General features: G+C 75.4%; 18 protein-coding genes. 13 read left to right on the top strand and 5 right to left on the bottom strand.

The genetic code is table 11. The annotated features are described in order from the left end of the window. Positions 1–74: 74 nt before the first annotated feature. The 3 genes from OG500_RS12490 to OG500_RS12480 all read left to right on the top strand — a co-directional run bounded on the left by OG500_RS12490 (position 75) and on the right by OG500_RS12480 (position 2,747). Positions 75–392 (top strand): DUF6247 family protein, encoded by a 318-nt coding sequence (locus OG500_RS12490; RefSeq protein ID WP_327066641.1) that lies wholly within the window; start codon positions 75–77, stop codon positions 390–392. Positions 393–516: 124 nt separating this feature from the next. Continuing rightward, positions 517–1,233 (top strand): TetR/AcrR family transcriptional regulator, encoded by a 717-nt coding sequence (locus OG500_RS12485; RefSeq protein WP_329579767.1) that lies wholly within the window; start codon positions 517–519, stop codon positions 1,231–1,233. Beyond that, positions 1,230–2,747 (top strand): glycosyltransferase family 39 protein, encoded by a 1,518-nt coding sequence (locus OG500_RS12480; protein WP_329579764.1) that lies wholly within the window; start codon positions 1,230–1,232, stop codon positions 2,745–2,747. Before OG500_RS12485 ends, OG500_RS12480 begins: the two co-directional genes overlap by 4 nt. A 34-nt stretch (positions 2,748–2,781) precedes the next feature. Here OG500_RS12480 and OG500_RS12475 read toward each other — a convergent pair whose 3' ends face one another. Next, the gene (locus tag OG500_RS12475; RefSeq protein ID WP_327071526.1) at positions 2,782–3,978 is read right to left on the bottom strand and encodes a TerD family protein; all 1,197 of its coding nucleotides are present in this window, start codon (positions 3,976–3,978) and stop codon (positions 2,782–2,784) included. A 154-nt stretch (positions 3,979–4,132) separates the two neighbouring features. After that, positions 4,133–5,665 carry a hypothetical protein gene (locus tag OG500_RS12470; protein ID WP_329579762.1) on the bottom strand — a complete coding sequence of 511 codons (1,533 nt, stop codon included), beginning with the start codon at positions 5,663–5,665 and terminating at the stop codon, positions 4,133–4,135. A gap of 479 nt (positions 5,666–6,144) precedes the next feature. Here OG500_RS12470 and OG500_RS12465 point away from each other — a divergent pair, with 479 nt between their 5' ends. Then, on the top strand, positions 6,145–6,657 hold the full coding sequence (locus tag OG500_RS12465; protein ID WP_327066637.1) for an SsgA family sporulation/cell division regulator: 513 nt from the start codon (positions 6,145–6,147) through the stop codon (positions 6,655–6,657). 43 nt (positions 6,658–6,700) lie between these two features. Here the strand turns inward: OG500_RS12465 and OG500_RS12460 are convergent, their stop codons facing one another. The 3 genes from OG500_RS12460 to OG500_RS12450 all read right to left on the bottom strand — a co-directional run bounded on the left by OG500_RS12460 (position 6,701) and on the right by OG500_RS12450 (position 10,024). Beyond that, positions 6,701–8,209 carry a helix-turn-helix domain-containing protein gene (locus tag OG500_RS12460; RefSeq protein ID WP_327066636.1) on the bottom strand — a complete coding sequence of 503 codons (1,509 nt, stop codon included), beginning with the start codon at positions 8,207–8,209 and terminating at the stop codon, positions 6,701–6,703. A 283-nt stretch (positions 8,210–8,492) separates the two neighbouring features. Continuing rightward, entirely contained in the window at positions 8,493–9,605 is a 1,113-nt protein-coding gene (locus OG500_RS12455) for a M48 family metalloprotease (RefSeq protein WP_329579759.1), read from the bottom strand. After that, on the bottom strand, positions 9,602–10,024 hold the full coding sequence (locus OG500_RS12450) for a BlaI/MecI/CopY family transcriptional regulator (protein ID WP_327066634.1): 423 nt from the start codon (positions 10,022–10,024) through the stop codon (positions 9,602–9,604). Before OG500_RS12450 ends, OG500_RS12455 begins: the two co-directional genes overlap by 4 nt. Positions 10,025–10,119: 95 nt before the next feature. Here OG500_RS12450 and OG500_RS12445 point away from each other — a divergent pair, with 95 nt between their 5' ends. The 9 genes from OG500_RS12445 to OG500_RS12405 all read left to right on the top strand — a co-directional run bounded on the left by OG500_RS12445 (position 10,120) and on the right by OG500_RS12405 (position 18,105). Beyond that, positions 10,120–10,812 (top strand): DedA family protein, encoded by a 693-nt coding sequence (locus OG500_RS12445; RefSeq protein ID WP_327066633.1) that lies wholly within the window; start codon positions 10,120–10,122, stop codon positions 10,810–10,812. After that, entirely contained in the window at positions 10,812–11,429 is a 618-nt protein-coding gene (locus OG500_RS12440; RefSeq protein ID WP_327066632.1) for a phosphatase PAP2 family protein, read from the top strand. Before OG500_RS12445 ends, OG500_RS12440 begins: the two co-directional genes overlap by 1 nt. A 193-nt stretch (positions 11,430–11,622) precedes the next feature. Next, complete coding sequence (locus OG500_RS12435; RefSeq protein ID WP_327066631.1) at positions 11,623–12,159, top strand: pyridoxamine 5'-phosphate oxidase family protein; 537 nt, start codon at positions 11,623–11,625, stop codon at positions 12,157–12,159. Between the two features lie 144 nt (positions 12,160–12,303). Continuing rightward, positions 12,304–13,425, top strand: a complete 1,122-nt coding sequence (locus OG500_RS12430; RefSeq protein ID WP_327066630.1) for a TIGR03364 family FAD-dependent oxidoreductase — start codon at positions 12,304–12,306, stop codon at positions 13,423–13,425. 12 nt (positions 13,426–13,437) lie between these two features. After that, a complete protein-coding gene (locus OG500_RS12425) occupies positions 13,438–14,142 on the top strand; it encodes a phosphonatase-like hydrolase (protein WP_327066629.1) in 705 nt (234 codons plus the stop codon). Between the two features lie 227 nt (positions 14,143–14,369). Beyond that, positions 14,370–15,410 (top strand): hypothetical protein, encoded by a 1,041-nt coding sequence (locus tag OG500_RS12420; RefSeq protein ID WP_329579752.1) that lies wholly within the window; start codon positions 14,370–14,372, stop codon positions 15,408–15,410. A 20-nt stretch (positions 15,411–15,430) separates the two neighbouring features. Next, on the top strand, positions 15,431–16,666 hold the full coding sequence (locus OG500_RS12415) for a hypothetical protein (protein ID WP_329579749.1): 1,236 nt from the start codon (positions 15,431–15,433) through the stop codon (positions 16,664–16,666). A 105-nt stretch (positions 16,667–16,771) separates the two neighbouring features. Continuing rightward, entirely contained in the window at positions 16,772–17,140 is a 369-nt protein-coding gene (locus tag OG500_RS12410; protein ID WP_327066626.1) for an effector-associated constant component EACC1, read from the top strand. After that, on the top strand, positions 17,137–18,105 hold the full coding sequence (locus OG500_RS12405) for a caspase, EACC1-associated type (protein WP_329579745.1): 969 nt from the start codon (positions 17,137–17,139) through the stop codon (positions 18,103–18,105). Before OG500_RS12410 ends, OG500_RS12405 begins: the two co-directional genes overlap by 4 nt. Positions 18,106–18,146: the final 41 nt, after the last annotated feature.

The raw sequence follows: 18,146 nt of genomic DNA, 5'->3' as shown, positions 1-18,146 counted from the left end.
ATGGGCGTTGAAGGGGGCGGGCATGGGGCGGCCGGAGTTGTTGGAGAAGGGCAAGTGAGAGGCCAGGAGGAATGATGTCCGTTCTGACCACCGAGGCGGCACTCCGAGCGGCGGTGAACCGTCTGCACGCGCCGTCCGGAGCCCTGTTCGAGCAGGAGTTTCGGGCCGCGTGGGAAGAGGCGATCCAGACCGAGAGCGTCGTGCCCATGCACGTCTTCCTGCACCGCTGGGCCGTGTGGGTGTGCATCGAGAGGCACCCGGGCAAGGCCGACCGCCAGCATGAGCTGGAGCGCATCGTCGGCACCTCCGAGGACGTCCGCGCTCGGCGCGCGGCGGCCATCGAACTCGCCTCCATGCTTTCCTGGGCGCAGCAGGAGCTGGAGCGGGCCTGACGGTCCATGAGGGCGGGCCGGTTGCGGAGACCACCCCTTGGTGGCAGAAGTGGTAGGGCAGGGCCGTTTCGTAGCTGGCTCCGACCCGTTGATTGACTGACTCGGTCAGTCTATGGTGACTCCCATGCGTGGACGGATGCCGATGCGGCCGTTGGAGGAGATCGCCGATGCGGCGGTCGCCGTGTTCCTGGAGCGGGGGTTCCGGCCTGCGGGGATCTCGGACGTGGCTGCTGCGCTCGGGCTCAGCCATGGCGCCGTCTACACGTATGCGAAGAGCAAGCAGGCGCTGTTCCACCTGGCGCTGACGCGGGTGCTGCAGCCGGGGGCGGTGGGCGGGATGGCGGTGCCGGTGCCCAGTCCGAGTGCCGGGGAGATCATCGCGCTGGTCGAGAGCTGGGCGGGCGACCGGAGCGGGCTGGCGCTGCTGACCGAGGCCGCGTCCGGGCCGTCCGAGTCGTCCGGGCGGCTGTCGGCGGCGGCGGAAGTCGAGGCGCTGGTCGACGAGTTGTACACGTTCGTCGAGCGGAACCGGGTGGCGCTGCAGTTGGTCGAGCGCTGTGCCGAGGAGCTGCCCGAGCTGGCGCAGTGGTACTTCGTGCAGTGGCGGCGTTCGACGATCGAGCTGATCGGTGCGTTCCTGGCCACCCGGATCGAGGCCGGTCTGCTGCGGCCGGTGCCCGATGTGCCGGTCGCCGCCCGGTTCATCGTCGAGACGGTCGCCTGGTTCGCGATGCACCGCCACGGCGACCCGGACTCGCGGATGCTGGCCGACGACGACTGCCGCCGCACCGTGCGCCACCTGCTTGTCGCCGCGTTTCCGACCACCGGGGGAGAGTCATGACCGAGACCGTTGACCGTGCTTTAGACCCCACCGACCCTGCGATACCCGGCCGCGAGCGGCTGGCGTGGCGCCCTGTGGGGCTGATCGCGTTGGCCGTCGCGCTGGTGCACCTGGCGGTCGCCGCCCGCTACGGCTGGCACCGCGACGAGTTCTCCTACGTGATCTGCGGCCGGCACCCGGACTGGGGTTACGCCGACCAGCCGCCGCTGGCCCCGCTGCTCGCCGCAGGCGCCGCCGCCCTGCCCGGCGGCGTGCTGCCACTGCGGGTGCTGGCGATCGCCACGCAGGTCGGCTGCGTGCTGCTCGCGCCCGTGCTGGCGGCCGAGTTCGGCGGCGGGCGGCGTGCGCAGACCCTCACCGCGGCGGCGATCGCAGCCTGCCCGGCGTACGTGGCCTCCTCGCTGCTGTTCGGCACGACCGTGCTGGACCAGGTGGTGTGGGTGGCCGTGCTGGTGCTGGTCGCGCGGGCCCTGCGGCTGCGGACGGCCGGGGCCTGGCTGGCGGCCGGTGCGATGGCGGGCATCGGGCTGGAGAACAAGGACACCGTGGCCGTGCTGCTGCTCGGCATCCTGGTCGGCCTGGCGCTGCTGCGGCGCGAGGCGCTGCGCACCGCAGGGCCGTGGCTCGCCGGGGTTGTGACGCTCGCGCTGGCCGCGCCGAACGTGCTCTGGGACGCCGGGCACGGCTGGCCGAACCTGCGGATGGCCCGGTCGCTCGCCGCCGGGCAGGGTGGTCAACTCGGCTCGCTGGCCCAGCTTCCGGTGCTCGCCCTGCTGTTGGCCGGGCCACCGATGATCATGCTCTGGGTGTTCGGGGTGCGCTGGCTGGCCTCGCCGGCCGGCCGGGCGCACCGGTGGGTGCTGGTGGTCGCGGCGGTGGCCGTGGTGGTGTTCACCGCGAGCGGCGGGAAGGCGTACTACCCGGCCCCCGTCCTGGCCGGGCTGTTCGCGGCGGGGGCGGTGCGGATGGAGTCGGCGGGGCAGCTGCAGCCGCGGGCCTGGGGGAGAGGCGGCTGGGCGTGGCCGATCGGGGCGTGCGCCCTGGTCGCGCTGCTGATCGGGCTGCCGGTGCTGCCGGTGAGCGCGGCCAATGCCATCCGGGCGGTGAACCCGACGCTGGTCGAGACGTACGGGTGGCCGGGGTTCGTCGCGCAGGTGCGGCAGGCCGCCGCCGCGCTGCCGCCCGGCACCCCGATCTTCACCAGCAACTACGGCGAGGCGGGCGCCCTGACGATCCTCGGCCCGGCGCAGGGCCTGCGGCAGCCGGTGGTCACCGCGCAGAACACCTACGCCCTGTGGGGCCCGCCGGCCGGGCGCCCGGATGTCGCCCTGTGCGTGGGCGAGTTCGGGCCCGCCCAGCTCCACCGCTCGTGGGACGAGGTCACCGAGGTCGCCCCGATCCGGATGAACGGGGTGCACGACGAGGAGACTTCGAAGCACGCCGCCCTCTACGTCTGCCGCCAGCCGCACGGCAGCTGGGCCCAACTCTGGCCGGGCCTGGTGCACTTCGACTGAGCGCGCGAGCGGAGCGGGGCGGCGGAGCGGGCCGTCAGAGCAGGGCGGCGGCGGGTTTGACCATGCCGCGGGCGGTCTTGGCGTCCACGTACTCGCCGAGGGCGGTCATCACCCACTCGCCGGAGAGCTGGCGGACCAGCTTGCACATGACGACGCCGGTGTGGGGTTCGGCGTTGGTCAGGTCGAAGCGGACCAGCTCCTCGCCGGTGGTGGCGTCGAGCAGGCGGCAGTAGGCGTCGCGGACGTCGGTGAAGCGCTGGCCGGAGAAGGAGTTGACCACGAAGGCCAGGCCGACGACCTCGGGCGGCAGGCCGTCGAGGTGGACGTCGATGGCCTCGTCGTCGCCGGTGCCGCCGCCGGTGAGGTTGTCGCCGGTGTGCTGGATCGCGCCGTTGAAGACGTTGAGCTTCATGAACCAGACCGTCTCCAGCCGCTCGCGCCGGGCGTCGAAGGCGATGCAGGAGGCGTCCAGGTCGATGTTGCGGCCGCGGCGGGCGGGCTGCCAGCCGAGCGCCATCCGGACCGAACTGAGCAGCGCGTGGCCGCCCTTGACCAGGGAGACGGAGCCGCCCTTGACCAGCGAGACCCGGCCCTTGTCCAGGGTGACGCGCGGGGCGGCGGCGGGGGCGGGCGTGTAGGCGGGCATCGGCGGGACGTGCGCGGGGGAGGAGGGCGGCGGCGGGGTCGGCGGGGCGTACTCGGGCACCGGGGGAGCGGCGGCCGTCGCGGGGCCGGCCACCTCGTCGATCGAGACGCCGAAGTCGGAGGCGATCCCGGCCAGTCCGTTGGCGTAGCCCTGGCCGACCGCGCGGATCTTCCACTCCGCGCCGCGCCGGTAGACCTCGACCAGCACCAGGGCGGTCTCGCGGCCCAGGCGGGGCGGGGTGAAGGTGGCCAGGACGCGGCCGGTGTCGGCGTCCAGCACGGTGGCGGTCGGCTCGATGCCCGCGAAGGTGGCGCCCTGCCCGTCCAGGCTGGCGGTGATCACGACGGTGGCGACGTCCGAGGGCACCGCCCAGGTGTCCACGGTGATCGCGTCGGCCTGCGAGCCGCCGGCCGGGTTGTGGGTGACGCCCGGACCGCGCGGGGCGTTGTAGAAGACCAGGTCCGCGTCCGAACGGACCTTGCCGGTCTTGGTGATCAGCAGGCCCGACACGTCCAGGCGCTGACGGGCGGTCACCTCGATGCGTACCCGGACGGCGGTCAGCGGCGCGTTCGCGCCTTGGGACAGGGCCGTGGCCACGTGATCCTCCTCAACTGGGCGAACGCGACGGGACGGACGGAACGTCCCGCTGCCCGGCGCGAGGGGTGCGTGCTGCGAGCGCTCGATGCGCCCCGGTGCGCCGGTGCAGGGCCAGCCTAGCCAAGGGGAGGTCGGGGTGGGGTCAGCGGCCGGGAGAGGCGCCGACGAGGGTGCGGGGCAGGGGCGCTGGGGTGCCGGCGAGGGTGGCCGACGGGGCGCCCGGGGCGGTGGCCGGGGTGGGCTTGGCGCTCGGGGCGGCCGGGGCGCTCGGGGCGCTCGGGCCGAAGGCACCGAGGGCGGCCACCGCGCGGGGGTCGTCCAGGGCGAAGCCGGAGGCCGTCCAGCCGCCGGCGACCAGACGGCCGACGGCGGTGGTGGCAGCGGTGGCGGGGGCGCCCTGGACGGTGAAGGTGTAGGTGCCCGGGGCGACGTCCGCGCCGGGCGGCGGGGCGAAGCGGTAGATCACGGCGGAGCCGCGCGCCAGCAGCGTCACCCGGGCGCCGGGGAGGGTGCTCCAGGCCAGCGCGCCGGGGCCCGCGTCGGCGCGGTCCAGGCGCAGTTCGACCTCGGTGGCGGTGAGCTCCTCGGCGACGGTGAGGGTCACGGTGCGGGCCCGGCCGCCGCCGGGGAGGGTGGTGGTGCTGCCCTGGCCGGTGAGGGCGGGGGCGTCCTCGGCGGGGGTGCTGCTGTCGGGGGCGTCCGTGCCGGGAGCGGACGCGCCGTCGGTGGCCGTCGGGTCCGGGGCGGGGCGCGGCGCCGGGATCAGCGGGCGCGCGGGGGAGGTCGGCGTCAGCGGCGCGGGAGGCGTGCGCGCGGGCGGCACGGTGACCGGGGGCAGGGGCTGGTCGGCCGCGTCGCCGCCGGTGGTGGTGACGTTCGGGCGGGTGCCGTGCGGCGCGCCGGCGGACGGCGTCGGACTGGGCGAGGCCTGGGCCTGCTGGGCCTGGGCCTGGGCCTGAGGCTGCTGGGGCTGCTGAGTCTGCTGGCCGAGTGCCCCGGCGGCGGGGGTGGCGCCCGGGCTGACGGGAGCGTTCAAGGGGCTGGCGCTCGCCACGGAGGGCGTGGGCGAGGGCGAGTACGCCGGAGCGATCGGGGCGCCCGCGACCGGCGCGGGGCCGGTCGGCCCGGCGCCCGGAGCGGCTCCGGTGGTGGATCCGGTACTTCCGGTGCTGCTCCCGGTGGTGGCTCCCGCGTTGACTCCGCTCAGCGGCAGCGCGGTGGTCGGGCCGGCCGTCGGGCCGGTGGCGCCGGTCGTGGGCCCGGCGACGGGGCGGCTGCCCGGTCCGCCGACCACGGTGCCGGTACCGGTCAGCCGGGCGCCGGTCGGGCCGGTACCGGTCGGGGCGGCCCCGGTCGGGCCGGTGGTGGCCGGGGCGGCTCCGCCGCCCGCGAGCGGCACGGCCGCCGGCTCGGGCGTGCCGGTACCGGTGGGGGTGGCGCCGACGGTGGACATCCGCACGCCGTAGCCGATCCGCTGCTGACTGCTGACCAGCCAGGTGGTCGCGATGCTGATGCCGACCACGGTGGACATCGCCATCGCGGCGCCGGAGACCCTGATCGCGGGCAGTCGCAACTGCCCGCCCAGCGGCTTGGGCCGGCTGTGCCGACCGTGTGGCAGCGGCGGGTGCTCGTCGGTGTGCCGCGCCGCCGCGGGGGTGCCTTCCCGGTGCGTCACCGGACTCCTCTCCTCCCCAGCCGGCCTCCCCGGCCGACTGACGCTGCCCCGCTCCAGGTCTCGCTGTCCGTCGGTACGGCCCTGCCGAACCGCCATCGGTACGCCGTGCTGAACCGACCGGCCCCGGCCGTCCGTAGGGACTGTCAGGGCACTCGTCCGCCGTCGGTGGCCGCCACCCCCCGTGCAGGCCAGCCGGATCGGCGGAGTGACGAGAGTACCAGCGCGGCGGCGGTGAGTGACGGGACCGGTCCCACCAGTTCGGGTACCCGGTGTCAGCTGCCCGTTAACGGGCTCACGGCGTGTGGTGGGACCTGATGCACAGGAAGTTGACGTACCGTCGGACGGTCGGTGGACGCACGGCGGGCGGGGCGCCGGAGCCGGCCCGAACGGCGGTGCGTTGCAACCCCCTGCAACCTTTGCGGCGCGCGACGGCGGCGGAGCAGGCTGGGCCGGTCCCGCCTCGCCCCGGAGAAACAGCCATGCCGCGCGATCCACTGTCCGCCAGCGGCGGAGCCCCGTACCAAGCCACCTACCCCGCCACCCAAGCAGCCCGGCAGCAGCTGCCGTTCCGTCCGGCCTCGCCGGTGGAGGAGATCCTCACCCTGCGCATCGCGCTGGGCCGGGACAAGGTGGGCACCGTCCCCACCCGGTTCCGCTACGAGCCCGCGCGGCCCTACGAGGTGCTGGTCACCTTCCACCTGGGCCGCCCCGACGAGGTCGACTGGGTCTTCTCCCGCGAGCTGCTGCGCGACGGCCTGATCGGTCTGACCGGTCAGGGCGACGTGCGGCTGTGGCCCGCGCACTGCCCCTGCCACGGCGCGACCCTGCACCTGGCGCTGGAATCCCCCTACGGCAGCGCGCTGCTGGAGGCCTCCGCACCCCGGGTGCGGGACTGGCTGGAGCGCACGTACGCCGAGGTGCCCGAGGGCGCCGAGCCGGACTGCGCCCCGACGGACGAGCAGTTGACGGCGTTCCTGTTCGGGGACTGCTGACGGCTCGCGCCGCCGATCGGCCCGGTCCGCTGCCCGGTCGGCCTCATCGGCCCGGTCGGGTGCCGGGTTTCAGGGCGCCGGCCTCTTCGAGTGCGCCGGATTCGAGTGCGCTGCGTTCGAGGGCGCCGGCCGGCCGTCTGGGGCTCGGCACCTGACTGCCCGTCATGCCGCCCTCCGGTCCGCCCTGGCTGGCGATCCGGCAGCCGGGCAGTAGCGCCGAACCGCTGTCCAGCACCGCGCGCAGGCGGCGGATGCCGGGCGCCGAGGAGGCGGGCAACAGCTGGTAGGAGTCGGCCGGGTGGACCACCTCCACCTGCACCGACTCGGCGAACCGGTACGGCCGGTGCTCCAGCAGGCCGCCCAGGTAGCGGCGCAGCCGGGAGAGTTCGGCCCGGACGGTGACCACCCGGGACGGGTCGCCGAACAGCCCTTCGGCCAACTGGGCCGCCGTGCGGCCGCTCTGGTGGGTGGCCAGCAGCAGGAGCAGCTCGGCGTGCCGCGGGCTGAGCGCGTGCGACCAGCTGCCGACGCCGCCGCGCACCGAGACCTCCGGGCGGGCGGTGTTGCTCAGGTCGAGCACCAGCCGGGCCCCCACGGCCTGTTCGGAGACGGCCTGCGGTGAGCTGGTGAGCGGGCGGACCAACCAGCCGTCGGCCAGCGGTTCGACCGCGCACTCGCCGAGCGAGGGCAGCCAGTGGATCGGCGCGGAGGCCCAGCCCTCGGCGGGCAGCCGCAGCCGGTTGACCGGCGGCAGGCCGGCGGCGGCGGCCGTCCAGCCGTCCCGGTCGACCACCAGGGCCGGCCCGGCGGCCTGGGCCAGCACCGGTGCCGCCACCGTGCGCAGCCGGTGCAGCGACTCCAACTGGGCGGCGCGCAGCTCGGTCTCGGCCAGCCGGGCGGCGGTCACGGCGAGCGCGAGCAGCTGCGGGTGGACACCGCGGGCCGGTCCGCTGAGGTCGACCACGCCGGCCACCCGGCCGGTGCGCGGGTCGCGGACGGGGGCGCCGACGCAGGTCCAGGCGTGCTGGTTGCGCACGTAGTGCTCGGTGGAGTGCACGCGCAGCGGGCGCCCGGTGCGCGCCACCGTGCCGATCCCGTTGGTGCCGACCGCCTCCTCGTCCCAGCGGCCACCGGTCATGAAGCCGATCAGGTCACCGCTGCGGCGCAGTTGACGTGGTCCCTCGTGCCAGAGCAGGGTGCCCTGGGCGTCGGCGACGGCGAGGATCAGCGGCAGGTCGGTGACCGGGTCGAGGAGCGTGCCGCGCAGCGTGGGCATCACGGCGTCCAGGCCGCTGGCCCGGCGGCGGTGCTCGATCTCGGCGGTGCCCAGGTGCTCCGGGTCCCGGCCGCGATCGGGGTCCAGGCCGAGGCGGCGCAGGCGCTCCCAGGAGTCGCCGATCTCGGGGCGCGGGGCCTGGCGGGGGATCTCGCCCAGCACGGCCTGCTCGTGCGTTCTGGCCTGCTCGGCCGGGGAGCGGAGGGCGAACTCGTCGGATCGGCCCAGGTGGGCCGCGTCGGCGTGCGACGTGTCCCGGTGTGCCGTGTCCCGCATGGTGGCTCCCCTCGCCGCATGTCCGGTCCCAACTCGGCCGGAGCAGGGCCGGGCAAGCCCTGTCGCCCACAGCGTACGGGTGCCGGGAGCCGGTCGGTCGAGCGATCCTCGCACGAGCAGGCCGGGTTGACGCCCCCTCGGGCGCGGTCCGGGTGGGGGTGGGGTGGCGCGGGGGAGCGGACAGGGTGGCGCGGGGGAGCGAAGGACGCTGGCGCGCCCGGCCCGGACCAGCGGGAGGTCCGGGCGGGGGCCGGGTGAGGTCCGGGTGAGGTCCGGGTGAGGGCTAGCGGGATCCGCTGCCGGCTTCGGTGTCCGGGGTCTGCGCGTCCTGCTGCTGGGCGCGCTCGACGGTGCGGTGCAGGTCGTGGGTGGCCGTCATGGTGGCGGCCGTGCTGACCGCGAGGCAGCAGCCGAGCAGCAGGCCGGCGGTCGCCAGGCGGCGGGTGCCGGTGCGCGCGCGGCGGCGCGGGCGCGCGGGTGCGGGCGGGGCGAGCAGGGCGGCGACCCGGCGGGGGACCGGCCCCGCGGCGGCGGCCGGGGCCAGCAGGGGGCGTGCCGGGCGCGGGCTGCGGGCGGCGGCCAGGGCGGCGCGGCCCACCGCCCGGGCGGTCACCGCGCGGTCGCCGACCGCCGCGGCGGCGGACTCGTCGGCCCAGCGCTCCAGGTGGAAGCCGAGCGGCGCGCGCAGCTGGCCGAGCGCCGGGTGGAGCACGGCGGCGTACTCGGCGGCGGCCAGCAGCAGGTGGTGGCGGCCGTGCAGGTGCGCTCGCTCGTGGGCGAGCAGCGCGGCCCGCTCGGGGCCGGTCAGCGCGCGCAGCATGCCGGTGGTGACCACGATCCGGCCCGGTCGGCCGAGCCGGCCGGGCAGCGCGTAGGCGTCGGCGCGGTCGTCGGTGAGGACGGTGAGGGGGTGGTGCGCGGCGGGGCTGAGCAGCGCGCGCAGCGCGGCCAGGGAGAGCGGGCCGGCGGGTGCGTGCGAGGGGGCGGGTGCGTGCGGGTCGGCGGAGGCCGCGGCGTCGGGGTGCTCGCCGAGGGCGGTGCGGGCCCGGTGCAGGTCGGTGTACTGGCGGTGCGCGGTGCGCAGGGTCAGTCCGCCGGCCACCAGCAGCGCGAGGGCCGCCGGTGCGGCCAGGAAGAGGGCGGCGGGCGAGGCCCGGTCGAGCCAGGGCAGCGAGAGGTGGCCGAGGGCCGCGACCGGCGGCAGCCGCAGCAGCCCCGCGAGCGCGAGCAGGCCGAGCGAGGCGGCGCTGGCGACGGCCAGCACGGCCCCGGTGGCGCTCAGCACCCAGGAGGCGGCGCGCGGCGCCAGCGCGTCGGCCAGGCGGCGGGCGGCCGGGGCAGCGAGGAAGGGGACGACGAAGGGGAGCAGGAAGGGGAGCCAGACCGCGAGGATCACCGGACACCACCCAGGGCCTGCCCGCCGCCGTCGCCCGGCACGGCGTCGCCGTGCCCGTCGCCGAGGAGCTCGCGCAGCAGCCGCTCGTCGTCGGCGGAGAGGTCGGAGACGAAGCGGGCCAGCACCGTGGAGCGGTCCTGCTCGCGGTCCAGCTCGGTGCGCATCCGGCGGGCGGCCAGGCCGGCCGGGTCCTGGACGGTCGGCGTGTAGGCGTAGGCGCGCCCGGCCCGGGTGCGGCCGACGGTGCCCTTCTCGTGCAGCCGGGCCAGGATCGTGGCGATCGTGGTGCGGGCGAGCTCACCGCCGAGGGCAGCCTGCACGTCGTGCGGGGTCAGGGGCCGGTCGGCGGCCCAGAGGGCCGCGAGGACCTGGGCTTCGAGTTCCCCGGAGGAGCGGCGGGCGGCGGGCACTTCGGGCATATCGACGTGACCTCCAGTCATCGTCTACAGTCGTGTAGACCGTCTACGTCACTGTAGACGGTCGGGGCGCGTTCCGCAGGACCGCCTCGACCAGTATGAGAGGTCCGCCGAACGTGCTTTCTGCCTCCACCCTGCAAGCGGTGAATGTGCTCGACGCCTCATCGCTGCTCGCCGCCTTCGGTGCGCTCGGCATCGCCGTGGTGCTCTTCGCGGAGACCGGCCTGCTGGTCGGGTTCTTCCTGCCCGGCGACTCGCTGCTCTTCACCGCCGGGCTGCTCTGCGTCTCCGGCAGCCACAGCGGGCCGCACCTGGTGCTCTGGCAGGTGGTGGTGGCCGCACTCGTCGGCGCGCTGGCCGGCGCCCAGGTGGGCTACCTGATCGGCCGCCGCGGCGGCCGGACGCTGCTCGCCCGCTCCCGGGCCAAGGCGCTGCACAAGGGGGTCGCGCGGGCCGAGGAGCTGCTGAACAGCTACGGCCACGGCAAGGCGATCGTGCTGGCCCGGTTCATCCCCGTGGTGCGCACCGTGCTCAACCCGCTCGCGGGCGTGCTGGAGGTGCCGGTGCGGACCTTCACGCTGTGGCAGGTGGTCGGCGGCACGGTGTGGAGCGTGGGCGTGGTGCTGGCCGGCTACGGTCTCGGGTCCTCGGTGCCCAGTATCGACACGTACCTCCTGCCGATCATCGGTCTGGTAGTAGTTGTCTCTGTGATCCCGATTGCGCTCGAATTGCTCCGTGCCCGCCGCGAGGCCCGCAGGGCCGCCAGCCCCCGTGAGCGGGGTGACGTCTGATGGCGGCGACCCTGCTCGCCTACGACGGCAGCACCATCGACGGCGGTTTCTACAGCACCGTGACCGGCTGGGCGGCGCACGCGCCGCACTGGCTCGACCAGGTGATCAAGACCTGGTCGGCGCTGGGGCTCGGCCTCTTCGCGGTCTTCATGGTCTGGGGCTGGTGGCAGGCCCGGCGGGCGGACTCGGTGGTGATGGCCCGGGTGCTCGCCTCGCCGCTCATCGTGATCGTGGCCTACCTGGTCAACTCGGTGCTCAAGAGCATGGTGGACGAGGTCCGGCCGTGCCAGCAGCTGCCCAGCACCGTGACGCTGGAGACCTGCCCGGCGCCCGGCGACTGGTCGTTCCCGAGCAACCACTCGGTGATCGCGTTCGCCGCGGCCGTCGCGCTCTGGTTCGCGTTCCGCCGGCTGGGCTGGATCGCGCTGGTCTTCGCCGCGCTGATGGCGGCCTCCCGGGTCTGGGTGGGCGTGCACTACCCGCACGACGTGGTGGTGGGCGCGCTGGTCGGCACGGTGGCCGCGCTCGCGCTGGCACCGGTCGCCCGGCGGGCGGCGCCACTGGTGGACAAGCTGCGGGGCGGGGCGCTGGGGCCGGTGCTGGGGGCCGGCGCGTAGGGCGTTCCCCTTGATGACAGGAGCCGGGTTCGGGCGCACGGGCGCCCGGGCCCGGCTCCTTCGTACGGGTGCGGTGCCGCCCGGCCCGCGGCGGTGATCCGCACCCTTGTGCGGCCGGGGCCGCGGGAGCAGCATGAGACCCCGGGCCGACGCCCCCTGTGCCGGTCCCACTGGTCGGTCGAAGGGGACGCGCATGCCGTACCGGCTCGACAACATCCAGGGCGACTGGCCCGCCGAGGAACTCCGCAAGGGCGTGGAAGGCCTGCTGGCCGAATCCATGGTGCTGACCCTGGCCACCGCGGGGCCCGAGCACGGCCCGCACGCCAACCTCGCCTTCTACGCGTTCGACGACGACCTGGTGCTCTATTTCGTCAGCGAGCGCTCGACCCGGCACAGCCTGCACCTGTCGGAGCAGGCGCGGGCGGCGGCCACGGTCTTCCTGCCGCCGCCGGTCTTCGGCGAGCAGCTGCGCGGGGTGCAGCTGGCCGGGCGGGCGGGCGAGGCCTGGGGGCACCAGGCCGAGGCGGCGCTGGCGGCGTACCAGGGGCGGTACCCGAGCTTCGCGCAGGATCCGCAGGTGCGGGCGCAGTTCCTGGCCGGGGGCGGGGCGGCGGCGCTCTACCGGTTCCAGGTGGAGGAGCTGACGGCGGTGGACGAGCCGCACTTCGGGCGGCGCAACTACCTGCGGGCGAGAGTGGTGCGGGAAGGCGGCCGGGTGACCGCCGACTGAGGGGGTGTGGCCCGGCGATTGTGAAGTTGGCTGTACAACTTCTCCCGGTTTGGGCCTGGGTTGGCTGTACAACTTGATAACTATTCGCTCTCTCGTGGCGAGTCGGCCACCTCGCGGCCACCTGGGCCACGCAGGCTGGACGCCATGAGAGTCATAGTCGTTGGAGCAGGCGTACTCGGCACCATGCACGCCTGGCAGGCCGTCGAGCGCGGCCATGAGGTGGTCCACATCGAGCGTGAAGCCGAGGCCCGTGGCGCCTCGGTACGCAACTTCGGCCTGGTGTGGGTCGGTGGCCGCGCCGGTGGCGAGGAGCTGGCGACCGCGCTGCGCGCCCGCGAGCTGTGGGAGCGGATCGGCGAGCGGGTGCCGGCGCTCGGCTTCCGTCCGGCCGGCTCGCTCACCGTGGTCCGCACCGAGGCCGAGCTGGCCGTCGCCGAGCAGGCGCTGACCCTGCCCGATGCCGAGCAGCGCGGCTACCGGCTGCTCGACGAGGCCCGGACGCGGGCGCTCAACCCCGCGCTGCGCGGCAAGCTGCTGGGCGCGCTGCACTGCGAGCGCGACGGCGCCGTGGAGCCGCGCACCGCGCAGCCCGCGCTGCGCGAGGCGCTGCTGGCCAGCGGCCGCTACACCTTCTTGCCCGGGCGCGAGGTGCGCGAGGTGATCGGCGAGAACGCGGTCCGCGACGACCACGGTCAGGTGCACACCGGCGACGTCGTGGTGCTGTGCACCGGCGCCTGGCTCGGCGGCCTGGTCCGCGAGCTGGTCCCCGACCTGCCGGTGCGCCGGGTCCGGCTGCAGATGATGCAGACCGACCCGCTGGGCGAGGAGCTGACCACGGCCGTCGCCGACGCGGACAGCTTCCGCTACTACCCCGCCTACACGGGCAGCGCGCTCAGCGGCCTGCAGCAGGCGCAGCCGCAGCCGCCGGTGGCCGCCGAGCACAAGATGCAGCTGCTGGTGGTGCAGCGCAAGGACGGCGGCCTGACCATCGGCGACACCCACGAGTACGAGCACCCGTTCAACTTCGACGTGGTCGAGGAGCCGTACGAGCACCTGACCACCGTGGCCGAGGAGCTGCTGGGCCGCCCGCTGCCGCGGATCCGCCGCCGCTGGGCCGGGGTGTACGCGCAGTGCACCGACACCACCCGGGTGGTCCACCGCCAGCAGGTGCGCGACGGCGTCTGGCTGGTCACCGGGCCCGGCGGGCGCGGCATGACCTGCTCCCCGGCGATCGCCGAGACCACCGCCGACCAGATCAACCTGTGAGGAACAGCACTGATGACGACTGACAACACCGCCGAGTCCATCCGCCTGGTCGTGCTCGACATGGCCGGTACCACCGTGGCCGACGACGGCCTGGTCGAGCAGGCCTTCCAGGCCGCGGCCGGCGCGCTGGGCGTGGTGGCCGGCAGCGACGAGCACCAGGAGATGCTGGCGTACGTCCGCACCACCATGGGCGAGTCCAAGATCTCGGTCTTCCGCCACCTGTTCGGCGAGGAGGAGAAGGCCCAGCGGGCCAACGCCGCCTTCGAGCAGGCCTACCACGACCTGGTCGACGCCGGGCACTGCGCCGCACTGCCGGGCGCGGCCGAGGCGATCGCCGAACTGCGCGCCCAGGGCCGCAAGGTGGTGCTCACCACCGGCTTCTCCCGGGCCACCCAGGACCGGATCCTGTCGGCGCTCGGCTGGCAGGAGATCGCCGACCTGACGCTCTGCCCGGCCGACGCGGGCCGCGGCCGCCCGTTCCCGGACCTGGCGCTCACCGCGCTGCTGCGCACCGGGACCGACTCGGTGCGCCAGGTCGCGGTGGTCGGCGACACCGGCTACGACATGCTCACCGGCACCCGGGCGGGGGCGAGCGTGGTGGCGGGCGTGCTGACCGGCGCGCACCAGGCCGAGCGGCTGCGGGCGGACGGCGCGACGCACGTGCTGGGCTCGATCGCCGAGCTGCCGGCGCTGCTGGCGGGCGCTGACGGGCGCTGACGGGCGTCGAAGGGCGTTGACGGTCCGTCGGACAACTCCGCCTGACAACTCCGCCTGACAACTCCGTCGGACAACTCCGTCGGACAACGTCGGACAACGGGGTGGCCAGGGTTCTGCAACACCTTGGTCACCCTGTCCGTCGGGGCGGTCACCGCAGGTGACAGCATCGGCGGCCATGTGCCACGATGCACAGCGCAGTTGACGGCCTGTTGGATCGGGGGACACACATGCCATTCGGAAACGCGCTGCCGGTACCCGGCTGGGTCGGGGGTGACGGCAACGCCGCGTATCTGGACAAGACACTGAGGCACGAGCAGGTCGAGACAGCGCTGGACGACCGGGTCTCCGGGCGGACGGTGCTCCAGCTCTGGCTGCGCGCGGCGCTGATCTCCTGGATCGCGCTGCTCGTCCAACTTCCCTTCCTCATCATGTCGTTGGCCGGAAGCACCGATTCGGGCCAGTACGGGGAGAGCAGCGGCTCCTCGATCGGGGGCTTCGCGCTGTTCGTGGTCTTCGACGTGCCGGTGATATTCCTGCTGGTGCTCTTCTGCGGCAAGCTCACCGAGCCGATCGGCGAGTGGCGGGTGCTGCTGGAGAACCGCAGCGAGCAGGACGTGCAGTCGACCTACTACAAGATCTGCGGCGTGGTGGCCCGGCGGTCCTTCCCGCTCGGCGTCAACTACCGCCGCCTGAAGACCGGTTACGGTGCCCAGCAGTCCAACGGCCGGCTCGCGCTGAGCAACGGCGACTGCGAGGCGGTCATCTCGGTCTTCCGGTACGGCGACAGCCTGTACCTGGGGTGGCAGATGTGGCGCACCCGGCGTGGCTGGCGGCTGATCGCGCGCTTCGTCGGGGACTCGCTCGGCAGCGTCTTCGGGCAGGCCGACCTGGCCTGGGCGATGCTGCGCACCGAGAACGTGCGGGCGATGCGGGAGGCGGTGCACGCGGTCTGCCGGGAGGGGCTGGTGACCGCGATCGAACGCGAAGAGGTGCCGGAGCAGTTCGGCTTCGGCGGTGGCCGCGCGCCGCAGGTGGAGCACCCGCGGACGTCCGGCCCGGTCGCCGCCGCGGCGCCTGCGCCGGCGCCGTACCTGGAGCGTGCGACGGCCGCCGCGCCGGCACCGGTGCCCGGCCCGGTCGTCCCCGGCCCGGTCGTCCCTGGTCCTGTCGTGCCGGGGCCGGTCGTGCCCGCGCCCGCACCGGAGCAGCCGCAGGGGCCGCCGACCATCGGGGACGGCTGGAGCACCGGCGAGCCGGCCCGGCCGTGACGCGGCCGGTGACCCCGGGCGTGCTGTCGCACACCACGGAGGCCGGCAGCTGGGCCTGGGTCGGGCTGCGCCTGGCGCCGGCCCGCTCGCTGCACGCCCACCGCGGCTATGCCGACGTGCCCGAGGAGGAGCGCCGGCGACAGGCCTCGGCGGCCGAACTCGCCTGGCTGGCCGGGCTGTGCCGCCCCGGCGAGGCGGTCCGCTTCGAGCTGCGCCACATCAGCGAGCCGGGGCGCGGCCTGCTGCGCTGCGTGCTGCTCGGCCAGGCGGCGGGCGCCACGCCCGAGGCGGCGCAGGCGCTCGCCGGTGCGCTGCGGGGACGGCTGGCGCAGCTGCCGCCGCACGTGGTGGGCCAGGAGATCACCGAGGAAGGCGAGTTGCTGGCCGAACTCGATCCGTTCGGTGGCAGCACCGGCGCCGGTGCCAGTGCTGGTAGCGGCGCCGGTGACAGCGCCGGTGGCGAGCGGCGGGCGGCGGTGGTGGTCGAGCTGCGCAAGCGGTTGACGGCCCGGCCGCTGAGCCGGACCGACACCGACCGCAGTCATGCCGTGGTGGCCCACAACCTCGCCGGGGCTGGCGTCGGTTGGGAGCCGTTCTGGGCGGCGCTGGCCGACCGGCCGGAGCGCACCGTGCTCTCGGTTGCGCTGGCGGCGCAGCAGCTGGCCCGGCCCGAGATCGACGAACTGGCCCGCTACGCCCAGGAGTACCAGCGGCTGGCCGCGCCCGCGCGGACGGCCTCGACCTGGCAGCTGAGCCGGCCGGGCGACCCGGCGGCGCACGAGGCCGCCGGGTGCCTGGCGCAGGCGGTGCAGCGCGCGGTGCACCCGGGCTACCGGATGCGGCTCACCCTGGTCGGCGCCGAGCAGCAACGGGCGGGCTCGACAGCCGAGTTGGCGCACCTGCTGGCCGGGCTGCTGGGCGGCCCGGCGGCTCCGGCCGCGGTGCTGCCGGTGCTCGGGGCGGAGCGGGCGGCGGCGCTGGCCAACCTCGCCGCGGTCAACCTGGAACCGCTGCCGCACACCTATGCGCAGGGGCTGCCCCCGGGCCACTACGGCTGGGTGGAGCAGACGCTGAGCGCGTTCGGCGACCTCGGCGAGGCGGCCGGGGCGCTGCGGCTGCCGTACCAGGTGCTCAGCCACCGCCCGCTCTTCGACGACCGCTTCGTCGCCACCGGCGCCGGCCCGGTGGCGAACGGGTCGGCGCCCGCCGCGCCGCCTCGGCCGCCGGGCCCCGCGCCCGCCCGTCCGCAGTTCTGAGCCGCAGCCGAGCCGCCGTCCCGAGCCGCCGTCCCGAGCCGCGGTTCCGAGCCGCGGTTCCGAGCCGCGGTTCCGAGCCTTCTTCGACCACCAGGAGCCCTCCCGATGACCGAGTTTCTGATCAGCTTCGACGGCGACCCCGACGAGGTCGACACCGACGCCCGCGACCTGCGCGAATTCCTCAGCCAGGACGGCGCGTTGCGCGGCCGGGTGACCAACCGGCTGGTCCCGCCCGGGCCGGGGGAGCAGGGCGGGGTGGCCGACGCCGTGCAGTACGCCACCGAACTCGGGCCGCTGGTGCTGCAGCCGTTCACGCTCTGGCTCGCCTCCCGGCTGCGCCGCGGCAAGGGCCAGGTGAAGATCACCCTGCACCGGCCCGACGGCACCGAGCTGAAGATCAGCGCGGACGGCCTCGCGGACGTCCAGGCGGTGCTCGACCGGGTCGAGGGGTTCCTCGATCCCGAGGACGAGTGAGCGGGGCGGTGGACTGGCCGCCGCTGCTGCCCGATCCCGCGCGCTCCTCGGCGGTGCTGGTCTCGGTCGGCACTTTCCACGCCGAGGGGCTGGACCCGCTGCCCCAGGCCCACGCCGCCGTCGACGAGTTGGCGGACGCGCTGGCCGGGGCCCACGGGCCGCTCGACTGGGACCGGGTGATCAGGATCAGCGACCCGCAGAGCCCGGGCGAGGTGCTCGGCCCGCTCGCGGCCGTCGCCGCGGGCAGCGAGGACCTGCTGCTCTTCTACTACGCGGGCCACGGCGTGCTGGACGCGGGCGGGCGGCTGCACTTCGCGCTGCCGGGCACCGAGGAGCAGCGGGCGCCGAGCACGGCGCTGCCCGCCGCGGCCGTGCTGGAGCTGCTGGCGGGCCCGGAGAGCCGCGCGCGCCACCGGCTGGCCTGGCTGGACTGCTGCTTCGCCGGGCGGGCGCTGGACCTGCCCGCCGCCGGTGACGTCAACCTGCTCACCGCCGCCGACCGTACGCGCAAGGCGCTGGCCCCGCCCGCCGCGCGCACCACCAGCTTCGCCGCCCACCTGGTCGAGCTGCTGCGGGACGGCGTGCCGGACGGGCCGCCCCACCTGGACCTGCCGCTGATCCACCGCCGGATCGAGGTGGCGCTGGGCCGGGTGCCGGACGACATGCCGAACCGGCGCCGGATCCTGGCGCCCAACCCGTGCCACCGGATCACCCACACCAGCGCCGACCTGGCGCTGACCCGCAACGCCGCCCACGGCACCGCGCGCAGCCGCGAAGGACTGCTGGCGCGCAGCCGGTTCGCGGTCCAGGTGGCCGAGGCCGACCGGCCGGGCCGCGCAGCCCAGGCCGTCCAGCTGTTCACGGCGATCCTGCAGGACGCCGAGCAGGCGCTCGGGCCGCGGGACCCGGACACCCAGCGGGTGCGCGAGGCGCTGCGCTGGGCGCAGCACCGGGCAGCGGGCTGACGGTGCGTCCGGGCCTGTCCGGTGGATCCTGCCGGGCGCGG

The organism is Kitasatospora sp. NBC_01250 (assembly GCF_036226465.1).
Classification (GTDB): Bacteria; Actinomycetota; Actinomycetes; order Streptomycetales; family Streptomycetaceae; genus Kitasatospora.
This window is presented reverse-complemented; position numbering and strand designations above follow the sequence as displayed.

What these genes read in the sequence shown, in the direction of transcription:
- OG500_RS12490 (WP_327066641.1), top strand. Translation starts at nt 75, where the DNA reads ATGTCCGTTCTGACCACCGAGGCGGCACTCCGAGCGGCGGTGAACCGT.
- OG500_RS12485 (WP_329579767.1), top strand. Translation starts at nt 517, where the DNA reads ATGCGTGGACGGATGCCGATGCGGCCGTTGGAGGAGATCGCCGATGCG.
- OG500_RS12480 (WP_329579764.1), top strand. Translation starts at nt 1,230, where the DNA reads ATGACCGAGACCGTTGACCGTGCTTTAGACCCCACCGACCCTGCGATA.
- OG500_RS12465 (WP_327066637.1), top strand. Translation starts at nt 6,145, where the DNA reads ATGCCGCGCGATCCACTGTCCGCCAGCGGCGGAGCCCCGTACCAAGCC.
- OG500_RS12460 (WP_327066636.1), bottom strand. Translation starts at nt 8,209, where the DNA reads ATGCGGGACACGGCACACCGGGACACGTCGCACGCCGACGCGGCCCAC.
- OG500_RS12450 (WP_327066634.1), bottom strand. Translation starts at nt 10,024, where the DNA reads ATGCCCGAAGTGCCCGCCGCCCGCCGCTCCTCCGGGGAACTCGAAGCC.
- OG500_RS12445 (WP_327066633.1), top strand. Translation starts at nt 10,120, where the DNA reads ATGAGAGGTCCGCCGAACGTGCTTTCTGCCTCCACCCTGCAAGCGGTG.
- OG500_RS12440 (WP_327066632.1), top strand. Translation starts at nt 10,812, where the DNA reads ATGGCGGCGACCCTGCTCGCCTACGACGGCAGCACCATCGACGGCGGT.
- OG500_RS12435 (WP_327066631.1), top strand. Translation starts at nt 11,623, where the DNA reads ATGCCGTACCGGCTCGACAACATCCAGGGCGACTGGCCCGCCGAGGAA.
- OG500_RS12430 (WP_327066630.1), top strand. Translation starts at nt 12,304, where the DNA reads ATGAGAGTCATAGTCGTTGGAGCAGGCGTACTCGGCACCATGCACGCC.
- OG500_RS12425 (WP_327066629.1), top strand. Translation starts at nt 13,438, where the DNA reads ATGACGACTGACAACACCGCCGAGTCCATCCGCCTGGTCGTGCTCGAC.
- OG500_RS12420 (WP_329579752.1), top strand. Translation starts at nt 14,370, where the DNA reads ATGCCATTCGGAAACGCGCTGCCGGTACCCGGCTGGGTCGGGGGTGAC.
- OG500_RS12410 (WP_327066626.1), top strand. Translation starts at nt 16,772, where the DNA reads ATGACCGAGTTTCTGATCAGCTTCGACGGCGACCCCGACGAGGTCGAC.